At 53.4% G+C, this 15,940-nt stretch carries 10 protein-coding genes and 1 pseudogene; 1 reads left to right on the top strand and 10 read right to left on the bottom strand.

Annotation, left to right across the window (positions count from 1 at the left end; all coding sequences use genetic code 11):
* Positions 1–13 precede the first annotated feature (13 nt).
* The 3 genes from PEL01S_RS14880 to PEL01S_RS14870 form a co-directional block, all read right to left on the bottom strand.
* Positions 14–1,699, bottom strand: coding sequence for a DUF6138 family protein (locus tag PEL01S_RS14880; RefSeq protein ID WP_127460846.1), 1,686 nt, complete (start codon positions 1,697–1,699; stop codon positions 14–16).
* 21 nt (positions 1,700–1,720) lie between these two features.
* A complete protein-coding gene (locus tag PEL01S_RS14875) occupies positions 1,721–2,689 on the bottom strand; it encodes a DUF4261 domain-containing protein (RefSeq protein ID WP_127460845.1) in 969 nt (322 codons plus the stop codon).
* Positions 2,690–2,979: 290 nt separating this feature from the next.
* Entirely contained in the window at positions 2,980–3,330 is a 351-nt protein-coding gene (locus PEL01S_RS14870; protein ID WP_063178712.1) for a VOC family protein, read from the bottom strand.
* Between the two features lie 223 nt (positions 3,331–3,553).
* Between PEL01S_RS14870 and PEL01S_RS14865 the strand changes: the two genes are divergently transcribed.
* Positions 3,554–4,243 carry a YHYH domain-containing protein gene (locus PEL01S_RS14865; RefSeq protein ID WP_127460844.1) on the top strand — a complete coding sequence of 230 codons (690 nt, stop codon included), beginning with the start codon at positions 3,554–3,556 and terminating at the stop codon, positions 4,241–4,243.
* Positions 4,244–4,335: 92 nt separating this feature from the next.
* On the opposite strand, the gene PEL01S_RS14860 is transcribed toward PEL01S_RS14865, so the two are convergent.
* The 7 genes and pseudogenes from PEL01S_RS14860 to PEL01S_RS14830 form a co-directional block, all read right to left on the bottom strand.
* Positions 4,336–6,231, bottom strand: a complete 1,896-nt coding sequence (locus PEL01S_RS14860) for a chondroitinase-B domain-containing protein (RefSeq protein ID WP_127460843.1) — start codon at positions 6,229–6,231, stop codon at positions 4,336–4,338.
* 132 nt (positions 6,232–6,363) lie between these two features.
* The gene (locus PEL01S_RS14855; RefSeq protein WP_127460842.1) at positions 6,364–8,601 is read right to left on the bottom strand and encodes a glycosyl hydrolase family 95 catalytic domain-containing protein; all 2,238 of its coding nucleotides are present in this window, start codon (positions 8,599–8,601) and stop codon (positions 6,364–6,366) included.
* Positions 8,602–8,618: 17 nt separating this feature from the next.
* On the bottom strand, positions 8,619–9,500 hold the full coding sequence (locus tag PEL01S_RS14850; RefSeq protein WP_063178705.1) for a carbohydrate ABC transporter permease: 882 nt from the start codon (positions 9,498–9,500) through the stop codon (positions 8,619–8,621).
* Between the two features lie 16 nt (positions 9,501–9,516).
* Positions 9,517–10,473, bottom strand: a complete 957-nt coding sequence (locus PEL01S_RS14845; RefSeq protein WP_127460841.1) for an ABC transporter permease — start codon at positions 10,471–10,473, stop codon at positions 9,517–9,519.
* Between the two features lie 25 nt (positions 10,474–10,498).
* Complete coding sequence (locus PEL01S_RS14840) at positions 10,499–12,118, bottom strand: extracellular solute-binding protein (RefSeq protein ID WP_063178701.1); 1,620 nt, start codon at positions 12,116–12,118, stop codon at positions 10,499–10,501.
* 217 nt (positions 12,119–12,335) lie between these two features.
* Positions 12,336–14,648, bottom strand: coding sequence for a helix-turn-helix domain-containing protein (locus tag PEL01S_RS14835; RefSeq protein ID WP_127460840.1), 2,313 nt, complete (start codon positions 14,646–14,648; stop codon positions 12,336–12,338).
* A gap of 112 nt (positions 14,649–14,760) precedes the next feature.
* Positions 14,761–15,899 (bottom strand): annotated as a pseudogene (locus PEL01S_RS14830) (macrolide family glycosyltransferase).
* Between the last annotated feature and the right edge of the window lie 41 nt (positions 15,900–15,940).

The raw sequence follows: 15,940 nt of genomic DNA, 5'->3' as shown, positions 1-15,940 counted from the left end.
CTTCTAACACTGACTACCGTTGGCTTTTCTTGGAGGATGCGGCCTGCACAAGCTCTGACAGCAAAGCTGCCTTTTCCCCTTTGGCCTTGGCAGCGATAGCCTTAAGCTTTTCCACGCCGCCCCAAATCGTATAGACGATATGCTCCACTTCATAAGACTGAAGGCCGTTAACCGTGTCAAGCAGCAGTCTTGCATGGGCTTCCTCTTCCATCGCCGGCTTGATCTTCAGCTTGATCGAGTCGGTGCTGTGCAGCAAGCACGTCACCAGCGTAGGGATGGTCTCCGCATTCACGCCGTACCGTTCGATGAAAGCGGTCGTGAAGTCATTTTGCACGGACTGGTGCTCGTCATCTACTTGCTTCATATAATCCTCTACCAGCGCAAAATAGCTCCGGTCCGCCAATCCGAGGCCGAAGACGGCATAGCTGCCCGGCATGCAGCACTTCTCGCCTTCCGTATCCGCATACCATTCGAACTCTTCCATCGCTGCGCGGGCATATTCCTCAAGCAGCGGGTGCAGCTTCGGATATTCCATAGCGTTCGCGAAGAAACGATGTGTCCCCGACTTCGCTAATCCCTTGACGGGCAAAAACTGCTTAACGCTGGATTTCAGCTTAATCTGATAGCTTTTGGGGAACCCTTGCTGCAGCAAGCGGCAAATAAACCGGAGCGCACACGCATAGCTCTCCTCGGCTTCCTGCTTAATAGTAATCGTTACGGTAGCGAATACGTCATTGGCCTTGCATTCCATAAGCTCATTGCAGAGGTGCACGTCTTCCTTGGCCAACGTTCCGCTGCCTTCCTTCATGTAGCGGGATGCCCGGGCGCTTCCCAGCTCGACGGCCCGTTCCAGGAAGGCAAGCCCTGTGCTTTTGCTATAAGAAGGCTCATACTTGATGATGGACACCGCCGCATATAACAGCAGTTCAATCGGCCCTTGCTCGGTATCTTCGAGCTGAATATCGCCTTTTCTCGTATACTCGGCTTGACTCCACCCTTCCTTATGAATCTCGAAATAGCGGGGAAGAAACGTCTCCTCCGCCCAATTCCGCAGAGCTCTCACGATATTCGAACGATGCTCGGCAAGCCGTTCTTTCTTCGCTTTATTCAGCTCCAAAATGTTCTCGAACACGGAAATGATCCGCCCTGCATCCGGCTCGGGAAACAAGTTCTCATCGAGCAGATGTCTGGAGAGAAAGAACGTCTCCAGCGGCTTGGTAGGGTATTTCCCGTCGTCGAGCTTCGTTTGGATATAAGAAGCGATGGCATTCAGCAGCCGTTCCTTCTTCGCCTCGTCGATATACTGGAGAATCGGGAGCGTCACTTCGCCTTCCCGCACGCGAAACTTTCCCCAGAACGAAAAGTTATAATCGATTAAAGCCGGGGACGGAAGGCTGTCCAATTGCTGCTGCATGAATGCAGCCAAGCGCGGGACGATCTGCTCCCGGACTTGTTCCTCCGACAATAGCTCGGCAGGCTCGCCCAGCCCGGTCTTGACTTCCGGTGACAAGAAATCGAGCTCCGTGTCCGTCACGCTGACTCTGCCCTTGGCGTACTCCAGCAGGCCGTAATCATGAATCCCGACCTGCAGCGGGGTACGCTTCACAATTTGTTCCGCATCCTTATCGCCAATGAATTCGAACCATTGCACAATGGCTTGCTTCATTTCGTTAATGAGCTCTTCCAGCATGTTATCCATTTGATCGTCTCGCCTCCCGCATTATCGGTTTTCGTCGTGATGCTGTCTGCCCGCATAGTAAGGCTCGCCCGGGTCCAAGTCCAGCACGTAACGGCGCGGCGCCGCCAAGGCGTATTGATGCTCGCAGCGCCAGCGCTGCTGCTCCGTCCAGCCAACCGTCTCGCCGTCTTGGATGACATCTCCCCGGTTATACAGGTAATAGCCGAGATCACCCAGGACGGAGGCGACTTCTCCCGGCTCCATATCGTAAAAATGACACTGCAGGTCCGGCAGTCCCAACGCAGCGAGTCCGGCCGTATCCATCAAAAACTCCCGGCGCTCCGCTCCCCTGCCCTGAACGTTATAAAATCTGACGTTCATCGCTCCATACAGCGTCTGCCCTTCCGCCAGAGCACTCTGATACTGCCTTGGATCTACGATTTTGTCGCTTGCGCTCCAATAGAGGGCGTCGCACGGAGCAACCTCCAGCAGAGCCCGCAGCGCATTCTGGAACAGCTCCAGCCGTTCTTTATAAGGAAGGCCTGCGGCGCAGAAATCGGTAAGCAGCATGGAATAGCGGCATGCTCCCACCATCTCGCGGGCTTCGGGCCAATCCCATGCTTGCTGCAAAGCCGTTTCGTACTTTTCCGGTTTCGTCTCCTCATTGGTCTGGAATATGCACGTTTGCGCCGGAAGTTCACCTTCCGCATAAGCGACTTTATAGTTAAGATGAAAAAACATCAACGTATCGTTGCTTGGGTCCGGATCTTCCGCTTCCCAGACGGCAAGACCGGGAACATCGGCCTTCTCCTCTTCATCCTCGGCATCCTCATCATCCGGAACGTCAACCTGCCCCGTGTAAGCTTCCATCTTCTCGTACAGCGCCTCGCGGGACAGCTCCGGCTTCGACTTGTATAGCAGCTCCACCATATAAACCCGGGCAAAGCCGGAATCGTCCTGCTCCTCTTGTTCGTTTCCATCCTCTTCGAATCGGTCTTCCAGCTCCGTCATTTCGTTCGCTCCTCTTGTTCGTGATTCTCCGATTTCCGTTACCAAAGGGTCCGAAGCCCCCGGTACACCCCTTTCATTATTCCATTCAAACGATTCCGATGACAAGTTATGCCAACGTATTTGAACCGATAGACTTAGAAATCGATAAACTATCCGCCTATTGTCCTGTTTCTACAAGAGAAAAACGAAACGAAAGACACATATTTCATGACATTATTCGACAAAAAAATAAACCAGCTGAAGGACTGCGCCTCCAACCGGTTCGTGCTTTTCCTTTATCGCGGCTTCACTTAAGCGAGGACCTCAACGGTAAAACCGCCCGGGGCTTTCACATAGAACGTCCATCCATGTGACCTTTGCGGCGGCTTAACATCGAATCCGTCGTCCTTCATCCGTTGGTTGATCTCATTCACCTTCTCTTCGCTCCCCTGGATGAAGCCGATATGAAACGTCTTGGGGTACTGAACCTCGGCTCCTTTCATTAACGTGATCACCATTCCGTTATCGTCAAACAGCACAGCGAATGAATTGCCGCGCGCATCTCCGCTCGTATCCATCGGTTTAAGTCCGAAATAAGTTTCCAAAAACTGTTGAGCGGCCGGCACGTCCGTGACCGTCAAATTGATATGATTCAGTTTCATAGCATCCACCATCCTTTGGTTAAAAAGTTGATTTCTCCTAAATCGTACCACATTCATGCAAATGATAACTTTTTCACAGTTTGTTGTTGAATGATGTGTGAAAACCCGCCATGCGATTGAAGCTATATCATCATGGATCAAATTCGCTTGAGGCAATTGTCCTATATTCCTATTGATGGTAGAATTACAAGAAGATAGAACTAACTAGTAGGGGGCCATGTTCATGAAACTAAAACAAGCTGTGTTAGGGATTGCTTTGTTCAGTCTTACGTTCTCGTCGATCGCATCGATCGCAAGCGCTCATCCCGGCAGAACGGATAAAAATGGAGGGCACACGTGCAGAACCAATTGTGCAAAATGGGGGCTTGAAGACGGAGAATATCATTATCATAATGGAGGAAGCACCTCAAGCGGCGACTCTGGCAGCAAGTCAAGCTCGCCGAAGGCGACTCCCTCTTCCCCGGCAAAAGAAGAAGTTCCGGACGGCATGATCAAGGTGAATGTGCCCGCTTTTAAGGTCTATGTAAATAATCAGGAAGTTTCCAATGCTTCTGCGCAGTATCCGGTCATTACCTACAAAGACATTACCTATTTCCCGATGACTTGGAGCTACACGCAGGCTTTGGGACTCGAAACCAAGTGGGATAAAGAGACGGGATTTGTGATCCGGAAGACGGCCAACAAAGCAGCTAAGCTGAACCCCGACCTTGGCACGCCGCCTGCAAAGCTGTACGCCAAGCTTCCCGATTTCAACGTATTTGTAAACGATGCCTGGTTCGACAACTCGACCGAAGCGTATCCGCTGCTTGTTTTAAATGATGTGACCTATTTCCCAATGACCTGGAAATTGGCTGTCGAGGACTTAGGCTTAACGACAAAGTTTGAAAATAACGCCTTTTACATCTCGAAGTAAGGCCGCCATCAGGCGGCTCTGGATGAGAAAAAGTGCCTCTCCCCGCGGGGATGGCACTTTTCCTTTTTTCTGCGGCAAATGTAAAATTTAAGTTATGGCGCGTTCGGCCCTACGTCGGCCTTCTGCAACGGGCGATTCTTGAAGGACGAAGCCGTGGAATATTCGTCCGCTCCGATATCATGGGCGGATGAGCGGACCTCCCCATCCATATCCTCCTTGATATAGCTGTACGTTCCAACTGCGGTGTCAATCGCCGCCTTACTGGCGGAGGATAATTTTTGCAATCCGTTCACGGTTTGAAATAACGGGTCGGCGTTGCGAATCTCCGAAGCCGTTCTCGACTTATTGCTCAGCGTGCTGCCATACCCGAGGTTGCCTTCGAATACGGTGTTGCTGGTGGCCGCTTCGTTATAAAGCGTGCCCGTGGAATTTTTCACGATGTTGTTTGCCACGACGCTGTCTTGAGGAGCGTATGCCTTCCCCGACCCGATAACAATACCCGCCTTGCTGCCTACGATCGTATTGTTGACGACTTGGGCGCGGTAAATTTTCCAATGCGCTCTCAATTGGTCGATCGTCGGATTGGGCGGATACCCGCCGGTGCCGCCGTCAAAGCTGCCGCTATCGAGATAGATGGCCGTCCCGGTAAGCTTCTCGAAGTAGTTGTTGTAAATTTTATGGTCGTTGCCATACACCCGAATTCCCGATTGCTCCATTCCCTTTTTCTCCGGTTCTACGCCGTCGCCAAGGAAGAAGTTCCCGTAAAACTCGTTGTTATGGCCGTGCCGCGAAGTCAGTCCTCCTTTTGAGGTTTTGAAGGTATTGTAGCGGACCGTGTTACCGCTGCTTTTGACGGAGACGATTTCGGGCTCGCCGTCGCAGTTCTCGAACAGATTGTATTGAATGGTGTTGTACCCGTTGGACAACGAGACTTTGGATAGCCCCAGACGTATCGTTTCCTTGCCGTTGTCTACCCACGGGCCGACATCATGGAAGTAGTTGTATTCGATCACGTCGTACTGCGAGATGTTCCCCTTGCCGTCGCCTTCGTAGGCAATGAGCGGGCCAGTGTCGCTCTTGGGACCAAAATCATTATGGTCAATCTGATTGTGATGGCTGTTCGCTCCGCTCACCTGCAGCCAGAACAACTCTTTTCCGGTTGCCGGCAAAGCGAATCGATTCCGGGTCACCTGGATATTGTTGGAGCCGTCCAAGAGGAGCGCCGTGTTGCCGGTGTTCGTAAACTTCAAGCCCTCAATCGTAACGTAGGACGATTTTTGAATTTTGAGCGATGCCCCGCCGGAAATGACGGCCTGACCCGGATTTGCCGCTTTGATCGTAATCGGGCTGTTCGCCGTGCCGTTCTTGCCGCTTACGACGAAGGGAGCATCCTGCGTGTAGGTACCGTCGGCGAGCACAATCGTCGTGCCGGGAACCGCTTTGCTAATGGCCGCAGTCAGCTCGGCAGAGCTGGAAACCGGCACACCTTGGCCACCTTCGGCACCCTCCCCATAAATCTCCACTTCGGTGTAGCTGTTCCAGGCATTAGCCGAGTTGCCGTGCCCAATAATTCTTACGTACCGGGCCGCATTGACATCGGGAAAATCAAAGGTTTGCAGGCCCGCATTCAAACTGCTGGTCACATTCGCCTTAACCGTCTTAAAGCTCACATTGTCGGTCGAGGTTTGAATATCGAACTTGGAGGTTCTGGAATCTCCGTTTAGAAATGCCATTTTCAAATAGCTGACCTTCTTGTTGGCGCCTAGATCGAATTTGATCCATTCCCCGTCACCGTTGGCGGACCAGCGTGTGGCCAGATTGCCGTCTACCGCATTGGCAGGAACGTTGCCGTCGTCCTTACTCGCCGTTACGGCAGATGCCGGAAACGGCAGCTTGGCATCCGCTGCATAACCGGGTGCGTCAGGAACAAGTGTAAGAAGCAAGCAAGTGCATGCCAAAACCGAAAACCGCTTTGTTTGTCTTATCATTTCATCTCTCCTTCGTTTCCTTCGTTTTTTTAATTATAGAGTGCACTCCGGTTTCATTTTACATAGAAAAACGGGGCAAAAGAAATCATCAAAATGCCGAAAAGATCATTAAAATCTTCAATTTCCGGCCTCTCAGAACGGAAAGCCGTAAAGCCGCCAAGGCTTATGCCCGCCGAAATAACGGACGGGTCTTACGGACGGCGATACCGGCTGTATGCGCAGATCCGGAAGCTCGCCGTCCGGATAAAGGATCGCTTCCTCTCCCTTTTGCAAATCCACTGCGATATCCCCTTCCTGCGTTCCCACGTCGACCAATGTTTCAGGGGCGGCTGTTCCGGCTTTCCGCCACCGGACGACACCGGTCCATCCGGTCCGGATAATACACGGCTCCCCGGCCAAGCTTCTCACGCGAATAAACCGGGTAATGCCGTCCCTGCGCACGGCGCTGACGAGAAAGGCCCCTTCGGCCCGCAAATCGTGAAACGTCGCATCCCGCCATTCGTCCGGGACGGCCGGGAAGATGCGGATCGTGCCGCCCCAGCTTTGCAGCAGCATGTCATGAATCGCCTCCGCTCCCGCAAGCGGCGTCTCGATGACCGGCCCTGCCTCTTTGTACATCGTATTCGGCTTGACGATCAGCAGCAGCGCTTGCAGCAGGCGAAGCGCTTCATTCCCCCAGCCAAGCGTAGCGGCGATGGATGCCGCGCCGGTCAGGCTGAAGCCGCGCAGATCGCCCTCCTTGCCGATCCAATGGCGAAGTGAGGTCGCGATCAGCTCCCGGTCCTCCTCCCTGTCGCAGCCGATCAGGTGCAGTGGAAAGACGGCGAGCAGATGGCTGAAATGCCGGTGGCCGTACGCAAGCGGCGTGTCGCGGCCGATCATGAAGCCGGTCTCTTCCACCGGCAGCGGCGCCAGCCGGTCAAGAACGTGCAGCCATTTCCAGCATGTCGGGTCCGCTTCCCCCAACCGTTCGCTTATGGCCAGCAGTGTTTCGCAGCCCCAGCGGATGAGCGCCAGATCGTAATGGCAATCGCGTACCTTCGTCCGCATAAACGAGCCGTATTCGGGGGAAATGGTCGGCGGCAGATGCAGTCTGCCGTCTTCCTCTTCCTCCAGAAGGTGGAAATAATAATTCATGCTTCTTCGCAAGATCGGATACAGCACGTTCCTCAGCATCTCGTCATCCATAGCGTACCGATAATGCCGCCAAACGTTGTGGCAGATCCAGGCGAGGTTGCCGACCTCGTCGTTCACTTCACTTTTCAGATCATAGCTGCTGTTTCGGCCCAATCCCGCCGAATCGTGCCGGAACCGCTCAGGCACGTTTCCGATCAAATGCTCCTTGTTCTCGTCGAGCGCCCGTACGAGCGATTCCCCGATCTCCAGCCGGTTCGCCGTATAGACTGGCGAGTAGCTCATTTGCACGTTCATGTTGAACCAGATCCCCGGCCAAGGCGTCGGGGCAAGCCACGGTCCCTGATTGTCGATCAGCGGCCGGTCGGCCCGCGTGGCCGAGGCCAGCTTATACATCTGAATCCAGTAAAAGCTTTCCAGCCGACCGTCCGGGATCGAAACGAAGCTTTGCCTGTAATACCGATGCCACCATCGGCGATGCGCGTCGACCCACGCGCCGAAATCGCTCTCCGAAGCGTTCCTCACCGCAGCCGCAGCTTGTTCCTTCGCCTTCTCATCATGGCCGTTGACGATGCTGACATACCAGATGCTGCGGCGGCTTTCGGATGCCCGCACTTCCTTCCAGGCTGCGACGCAGCCTTCATTCGGGGCATACCGCTGGATAGAGAAGGATATGCCGTCCTTCCCCGTCGTTTTGTCCACCTCTTCCTCCGGAATGTACTGGTTCGTATTGATGCCATCGGCATGCTTGAGCACCGGATCCACCTCGGAATTCGCATACCACGCCAAATGCGCGCCCTCTTCCCCTTCCGTCGTCTCAAGCTCGACGGCCATAACCTCCGCTTCGCTGTGGACGAATGCCCGGACCCGAACCTCTCCGCGGGTCGTCGTCAATACGGCCCGCAGCTCGGCATTCCACAAATTCAGCCGCATCGAAGTCGGATGATAAATCATCCCTTCCAGCTCCAGATCGAGCTCGCCAACCGGTACGCGCGGGCGGAAGCCCGGACCGTCCGTCCGGGTCGCCGTCACGTCCGTCCGGCCCGCAACGAACCGCAGCACATTCCGCTTTTTCGCATTCTCCTCTCCATAAATCATCGCGCCGATCAGCCCGTTGCCGATAAAGGCCCCTTCGTCCCAGCTGACGGGCTTGACGACCCATTCCATATCATTATCGGCCATAAACCGCTCCCAATCGAGCTCCAGGCGAACATTTTCCGTTTCGTTTCCACTCATGCTGCGGGTTCCGCTCCTTATCCTTTGATTGCGCCGACCAGCGCGCCCTTCACGAAGTACTTTTGCAGGAACGGATACACGAGAAGAATCGGTACCGTCGCAACGATAATCGTCGCGTATTTCAGCGTAACCGATAGCATCGCCACATCGCCCTCCGTCGCGCCGACGGCCATCGAACTCGCTTCGCCCTGCAGCAAAATTTCGCGGAGCACGAGCTGCAGCGGATACAGCGACCGGTCCTGCAGGAAGATCATCGCATGGAACCAAGAGTTCCAGTGACTGACGCCATAATACAGCATCATGACCGCGATGACGGGCATGGACAGCGGCAGCATGATGCGGAATAGGATGACGAAATCGTTCGCACCGTCGATTTTGGCCGACTCTTCCAGACTATCGGGGATCGCCTCAAACGACGTTTTCATGATGATCAGATTGAACGTGTTGATCGCATGTGGAATAATAAGCGCCCAGAGCGAGTCGGCAAGCCCGATGCCTTTGACCGTAAAATAAAACGGAATCAGTCCTCCGCTGAAGAACATCGTAAAGACGATGAACAGCATAAGCGGCTTGCGGTAGCGCAAGCTTTTGCGGGACAAGGCATACGCCCCGAAGGCCGTAAGCGACAGGTTGAACGCAAGGCCGACGATGACGACGAACAGCGTATTCCCATAGCCCTTCAAAATCATCGGATTGTTAAACACACTCGCGTACGCCTCGAGTGAAAATCCGAGCGGCTTCCACAGCATGCCTTTGTGCGCCATCAAGCTTGCGGCGTCGCTGACGGAAGCGAAGGCTACGTACAAGATCGGGTATACGGTGAGCACCATCAGCAAGGTCAAAAAGACGACGTTGCCGGCATCGAAGCATTTTTCCGAAACGGTGGGCCGGTTCAGCATTGGCCATTCCTCCTTTCTACCATAAGCTCGTATTGTTCAGCTTGCGGCTCAGCCAGTTGGAAAAGATCACAAGCATAAAATTGATGACGGAGTTGAACAACCCGACCGCCGAGCTGAAGCTGTAATTGAAATCCTGCAAGCCGACCCGGTACACATACGACGAGATGACGTCGGCTGTCTCGTACGTGCTCGGATTGTACAGCAGGATGATCTTTTCGAATCCGACATTCATTAGCCGTCCGATACTCAAAATAAGCAGAATGACGATCGTCGGCATCAAGCCAGGAATCGTGACATGCAGCATCTGCTTCCACCGTCCGGCGCCGTCCATTCTGGCGGCTTCGTACTGCTCGGGATCGATGCCGGTCAGGGCGGCCAAAAAGATGATCGTTCCCCAGCCAATATGCTGCCATATCCCAGACGAGACGTAGATCGTGCGGAACATATCCGGTTCAAGGAGCAGTGACAGACGTTCTCCCCCCAAGTAGACGAGGATATCGTTAATAACGCCGTCGCTGGCTGTAAAGTCCTTCACAATGCCACAGATTACGACGAGCGAGATGAAGTGCGGCAAATAGGTGACCGTCTGCACCGTGCGCTTGAATAGCGTATGTCTCACTTCATTAAGCAGCAGAGCAAGCACGATCGGCGCCGGAAAGCCGAACAGCAGCTCGTAGAAGCTGATCAGCAGCGTATTTTTGATCGTTCTCCAGAAATAAGCCCCGGTGAAAAACGTCTTGAAATGCTCGAAGCCGATCCATGGACTGTCCCCTATGCCAAGCCGGGGCGAAAAATCTTTAAACGCGATGACGGCCCCATACATCGGAGCGTAGTGGAATATCACGTAAAAGAGCAGCACCGGAAGCAGCATGACGTACAGCAGCTTATTTTTCCGGATATCGACCAGCAAGCCGATGCGTGCGCGCTTCTTCGGAATCACGGCCATCGTCGTTTCCGGGTTCATGGCGCTCATGTTCTCTCTCCCTTCCTGGCCCGATTTATCGCTTATTGTACCGGTCCAGCGCTTCCTGATAAATTTTCGTCACCTTGTCGATTCCCATCGATTGAATCTGCTTCACGTAATCGTCGAATTTGTCAATCGGTTCCTTGCCCATAATAAATTTCACGAACATTTCTTCCTTGTAGCTCGCAATCGCCGTATTCAGCTTGGCTACTTCCTTGCTCTCCTCGACCGTCGGCGTAATGAACAGCGGCATCACATGCTTGGCGGCATCGGTTTCGGACCATATCTTTATGGCTTCATCCTGCTCCGGGAACGTGTTGAAGCTTTTCCGGCTGTCTCCCGGAAACGGTCCGTTCGGCTTCGTATATTGAGACACCATTTGCTGGAGATTGTATTTCTCGTTTTTCGTTATCTTCTCGGTGAACTGCGGTGCGCCGTCCTTCATCGAATAGCTCTCGCCCTCAATCCCGAAGTTGAACAGCAGACTGCCCTTCTCGCTGAAAGCGTAGTCCAGCCATTGGACGGCCAGCTCGGGATGCTTCGTGTCGACGGTTACCGCCTTGCTGGCGGACGGATTGTATTTGAAATCACGCTGCCCGATGAAAGCCCGCTCCCCTTTTTTCAAGGTCGGATACGGCGCGGCAACGAGCTGGAATTTCGGATTTTTCTTCTTCCCGGTTTCCATCCAACGGCCCATACCGCCGCTGAGCAGAGAAACGGTGGCCCCCGAATTTTCGCCTATCATTTTGTTGTCCAGCGTCTTTGAATCCGTGTTCAAGGCAAAATCCTTATCGATCAACCCTTCCGCATACCATTTCCGTAGAAGCGCAAGCGCTTCCTTAAACTGCGGATCAATCGGCCCGTACTTTACCTTACCTTGATCGTCGATGTAGAACCGGTTCGCCGTACGGTAGGCGCCGATAAACGCGTCTTGAATATTAAACTCATTGCTGTACAGCGAGGTGAACGGAGCCGACGCTCCCTTCTGTTCTTTAAACGCTTTCAAAACGGTGTACCATTCGTCGATCGTCGTCGGCACCTGCAGCTTCAATTCGTCCAGCCAGTCTTTGCGGATCATCGGCCCGCGGAATACAAGCCCGTTGTCGGGTCGGATCATCGGAAATACATAATATTTGCCGCTGTCCGTCTTCACCATCTTGTCAAGCTCTTTGTCCTGCTGCAGCCGCTTTTTCAGATTGGGCGCATACTTGTCAATATAATCGTTGAGCGGCAGGATGACCTTATCGGCGATCGCCTTCTCCGCTCCTCCGGGATAGGAGCTGTTCCAGTCGTATTCGATGACGTCCGGCAATTTGTTCGACGCGATCAACAGGTTGAACTGCTCCTTCGCCTGTCCGTCGGCCGGGTGCGCATACTTGACTTTCACGCCGGTTTCCTTCTCCAGCTGTTTGCCGAACGGCGAGTCGGCCAGGTTGGGCACAAAGGTGATCAGGTTCGTATTGATCAGCTCCCACGAGGTCAACGATTCCTTCGTTTGGATAGGATACTTGCCAGCTTCGGATGATGACGCCGGCGTTGTCGGCGTATTCTGACCATCCCCGCTATTCGGTTTGGTGCATGCGACGATTAGGCTGGAAGCCAAGACGACGCATGCCGCAGCGCGAAACGATTTACCGGCAGAGCTTTGTTTCATGCGAATCCCCCTATGAGTTAAGAAAGTGTGCATTCCGGGTTGCTGCACCTTAGCGTCATTATGCTACGAAGCGCACCTTGAAGGCTATATGCAAAATCGAAACTCCACCGTTAAAACCGGCAGTATGGCGCCATGCTTTTTCTTACTCCCTATACAAAAAACGAAAAAAGCCGCGCAAGCATGCTTGAACGGCTTTTTTCGGACGAGGCCGGTAACGTCAGAGCTCTCGGTATTTTCCCGGCGTAATGCCTTCGAATTTTTTGAAAATCCGGTTGAACGTATTAATGTCGGCGTATCCGACCTTTCTGGCGATTTCCGCAACCGACAGCTTCGCATCCGGAAGCAGCCGCTTCGCTTCCTCCAGCCGGGTCATGCTGATCACGTCGAGCAGCGCCTTACCCGTCTGCGCCTTGAACTGCTTCGACAAATAAGACGGGGTCAACCCGAACGCTTCGCCGAGCATCGAGATGTTGAGGTTTTCATCGTTGTAATGATCCCTTATGTAAGAGAGGATCTGCTGACTCAGCAAGCTACTCTGCTCTTGGCTGCGCTCCTCCTGAATCAAGCGGCATACCTCGCCCAGCACCTCGCGGAGCTGCACCTGCATCTCCATGATCGTTTCGCAGCCGGTCAACCGATCCACCGGATTGACCCGCTCAAGGAAATCCCGTTTGCCGCCCGCGCCGATTTCATCCATCGTTTTCAGAAGCGTGCCGATCATATCGAACATGAGACATTTGGCCAGCGGTACGGACAGGGACGCGCCGGAGACGTTCATGCCGATAATTTCGTCGATCATCGCGCTCGATTTCTCGTGATCGCCCGTCTTGACGAAATTAATCAGCTGCTGCTCCACATGCAAAGGATAGTAGTAGCTGCCGGCTGGACGCGCCGTATCCGAACCGGGCAGATCGCCGTACCGGATAATTTCCCCGCTTCCCATCACGAGACGGTATTCCAGCGCTTCCAGCGTTTCCTGATACGCTCGCGGAATCCCATACAGCTCTTGATGGATACCGCTGATCGCTGCCGTGAGGCGGATATGGAAATGATCAAGCAGAAACGACTTGACCTGCTCCGCGATTCGCCGCAGCTCTTCCTCATCGGGCTCCGTCCCGAAATTAACGATGCATGCCAGCATATCGTCCATTTCCGTCGTGAAAGCGTGATGGCGGCTGCCCGCCACTTCCTCCACCACGTTCATGATGATGAAATGCAGCAGCCTGCCCATCCGGGGATCAGGATAACCGGACGAATCAAGCTTGCCGTAATGATCGACGTGAAACAGAAGGACGCCGAAGTAGGGCGAAGCCAGCCGGATATCGTGGGCGGCGAGCGACTCGTGTACCGGGACGTTTTGCTCCAGCCGGCCTTTCAGCAGACTCTGGAACAAATGGGAACGAATCGCGTCGCGATGCCGGCGAAGCCGCTGGTCGATCTTCTCCTTCTCGGCAAACGTCGTATTGAGCGCCTCCTCCAAGTACCCATACTCGTTCGATCCTTCGTCGAAGGAGATGCCCGATTTTACGGAAAGGCTGCGGATCAGCACGCTGATCGGATTGTAATTTTTCCGCAAAAACAAGAACGTCACGATTCCGCCGATAACGAGGCTTAGCCCGATGCTGGAATAGATGAGCAGCTTCATCGTTTTCATCTTGTCGTCGAACAGCTCAGCGGGAATCATCGAAACGTATTTCCAGCCCGTGCTGTCTGACGTCGTGTAGGATACGGCTACCTCTTTGCCGGAGATCGTTTCGTACAACAGGCCATGCTTGTTCGCGAGACGATCGTAAACCGGTGCAGCCGGATTATGGTCGAACCCCGTCGAGGCGACCAAGCGGTTCTGCTTGTCCACGACGGCGACCGAAGCTTGATTGGCGGGCGCGATATTGTCCAACAGCTTCGAATCCTTGATGACGAACACAATCACCGCTCCCGGCTGATCCGTATGGTCGAGCGTGATCGACTTGGCGTACATCACGGCCTTGACCGGCTCGCCATCCCCGCGCATCGTAACGGGGACGTATTCCTGAATGTACCGCTTGTCGAAGAACGCCTTCCACTCCTCGTAGCTCGTCCCGTCTTTCTCGCGCAATCTCCCGTACAGCGTCCGGCTGTCGATGTGATCCCGTGCCGACAACACAGTATCGCTGTTTTTGTAATAAATGTAAATCTGCTCGATAAAATCGTTGGCTACCTGATACACCCGCAGGTCGCCCGCGATACTGACCAAATCGTAGTAGTCGCTGTCCGTAAGCGGCTGCTGCGCATTGATAAATCCGGCTACCCGCCGATTTAACGCGATTTCGAGGCTTAACCGTTCGATCCCTGCCAGATTGCCATCAATCGCCTGCTCCATCTGCCGAAGCATCGATTCGTTAGCGCGGTTAATTTCCGATTCCACCACATGCCAAGTTGCGGCATATAAAATCGCGCTGATCATAATCGGAACAAGCAGCACCGAAATGTAGGAAATGAGCCACGTGACGATCACGCTATGTTTGTTGAACCGAATCCCTTTTCGACGCATTGGCCCGCCTCCTGAATGTCCCCCATAGCAATTGTAACTGCTTTCATTCCATTATACAGGAAACGATTCGGGTGAAAAGTCCCTTCTTGATTCTGGAGCTGAAAGGGGGAGCCTACGGACGGACCGACGGAAGCCAGGCAAAATAATTCGTTATAACATCGGCAGCCCGCTTATAGCCGCCGGCCTGACGTAACGATTCGCCGATCACTTGAGCCTGCTGCCTATAAGCCGGATTGCCTAACACTTCTACCAAAGCAGCTCTCAAAGCAGCAGGGGTAAGGTTATTTTTATCCAAAGTAATGCCTGCTCCCAGCTCTTGCACCCGCTTCGCCACAAGAGGCTGATCCGAGGTTAATGGAATCATCATCAGAGGCACATTGTAATACAGGGCTTCACTTGTGCTGTTCATTCCTGCATGGGTAATAAAGGCATCTGCATGCTGCAGCATTTCCAGCTGCGGAACGTACGGTTGTACAATAAAATTAGCGGGAATCCGATCCATCAACGGTTCCATATCCGTATGTTTTCCTGAAGATAAGACGAACGTCACCGGTAAATCCTGAAATGCGTCAAAACAAAGCTTGTAGAAATCCAAATCTTTATTCAAGATGGTGCCCATTGCGATGTAAACCGTCTGTTGATGTCGGGCGCGCAGCTGCTCGAACGGGAAAGGCGGAGCATCTTGACGCGGTACGATCGAAGGGCCGGCAAAAATAAAGCTATCGTCCAGCTTTTCGGCTTGCGGTTGAAAATGGCGGCTTGTATAAACGAGCTTTAATCGCCCCTCATGTCTGGCAATTTCATCTATAGCCGGGACGCGTACTTGAAATTCATCGGCTAATTGCCGCGTCAACTTCATCGTGGCCTCATACAGCTCCTTGACGTCCTTACGGTTCTCATCTTGCTCAGTCCCTAAAGGCTCTACGAAAGCAAAGGAAGCGATGGAGCATACCGCAGGGATGCCCAGCTTTTCCGCAATGATTGTGCCTCCCCACCCCATCAAGGAGTCAAAAATCAAATAATCGAACGTTTCATCCGCGGTAACCCGCAGAACTTCCGGGACGATCTTCCGAATAATTCCGCCAACGGATAGGTCCGCAACTCAGCTCCGGTTTGTTCAATTCGGGAACGATACTCCTCCGTGCATACATAGACAACTTCCTCCCCGTTGTCCGTCAACTGCTTGACCAATCCCAGCGACGGATTCACGTGACCTTCAGCCGGAGTAATCACAACCAACACACGAGCCATCTTCTATACCTCCAAATTAAAATTCCATTATTATCCTAAAT

Source organism: Paenibacillus elgii NBRC 100335, assembly GCF_004000865.1.
GTDB classification, from domain to species: Bacteria; Bacillota; Bacilli; order Paenibacillales; family NBRC-103111; genus Paenibacillus_G; species Paenibacillus_G elgii.
This window is presented reverse-complemented; position numbering and strand designations above follow the sequence as displayed.

Coding starts and splice junctions, on each gene's coding strand:
- PEL01S_RS14880 (WP_127460846.1), bottom strand. CDS start 1,699: ATGGATAACATGCTGGAAGAGCTCATTAACGAAATGAAGCAAGCCATT.
- PEL01S_RS14875 (WP_127460845.1), bottom strand. CDS start 2,689: ATGACGGAGCTGGAAGACCGATTCGAAGAGGATGGAAACGAACAAGAG.
- PEL01S_RS14870 (WP_063178712.1), bottom strand. CDS start 3,330: ATGAAACTGAATCATATCAATTTGACGGTCACGGACGTGCCGGCCGCT.
- PEL01S_RS14865 (WP_127460844.1), top strand. CDS start 3,554: ATGAAACTAAAACAAGCTGTGTTAGGGATTGCTTTGTTCAGTCTTACG.
- PEL01S_RS14860 (WP_127460843.1), bottom strand. CDS start 6,231: ATGATAAGACAAACAAAGCGGTTTTCGGTTTTGGCATGCACTTGCTTG.
- PEL01S_RS14855 (WP_127460842.1), bottom strand. CDS start 8,601: ATGAGTGGAAACGAAACGGAAAATGTTCGCCTGGAGCTCGATTGGGAG.
- PEL01S_RS14850 (WP_063178705.1), bottom strand. CDS start 9,500: ATGCTGAACCGGCCCACCGTTTCGGAAAAATGCTTCGATGCCGGCAAC.
- PEL01S_RS14845 (WP_127460841.1), bottom strand. CDS start 10,473: ATGAGCGCCATGAACCCGGAAACGACGATGGCCGTGATTCCGAAGAAG.
- PEL01S_RS14840 (WP_063178701.1), bottom strand. CDS start 12,118: ATGAAACAAAGCTCTGCCGGTAAATCGTTTCGCGCTGCGGCATGCGTC.
- PEL01S_RS14835 (WP_127460840.1), bottom strand. CDS start 14,648: ATGCGTCGAAAAGGGATTCGGTTCAACAAACATAGCGTGATCGTCACG.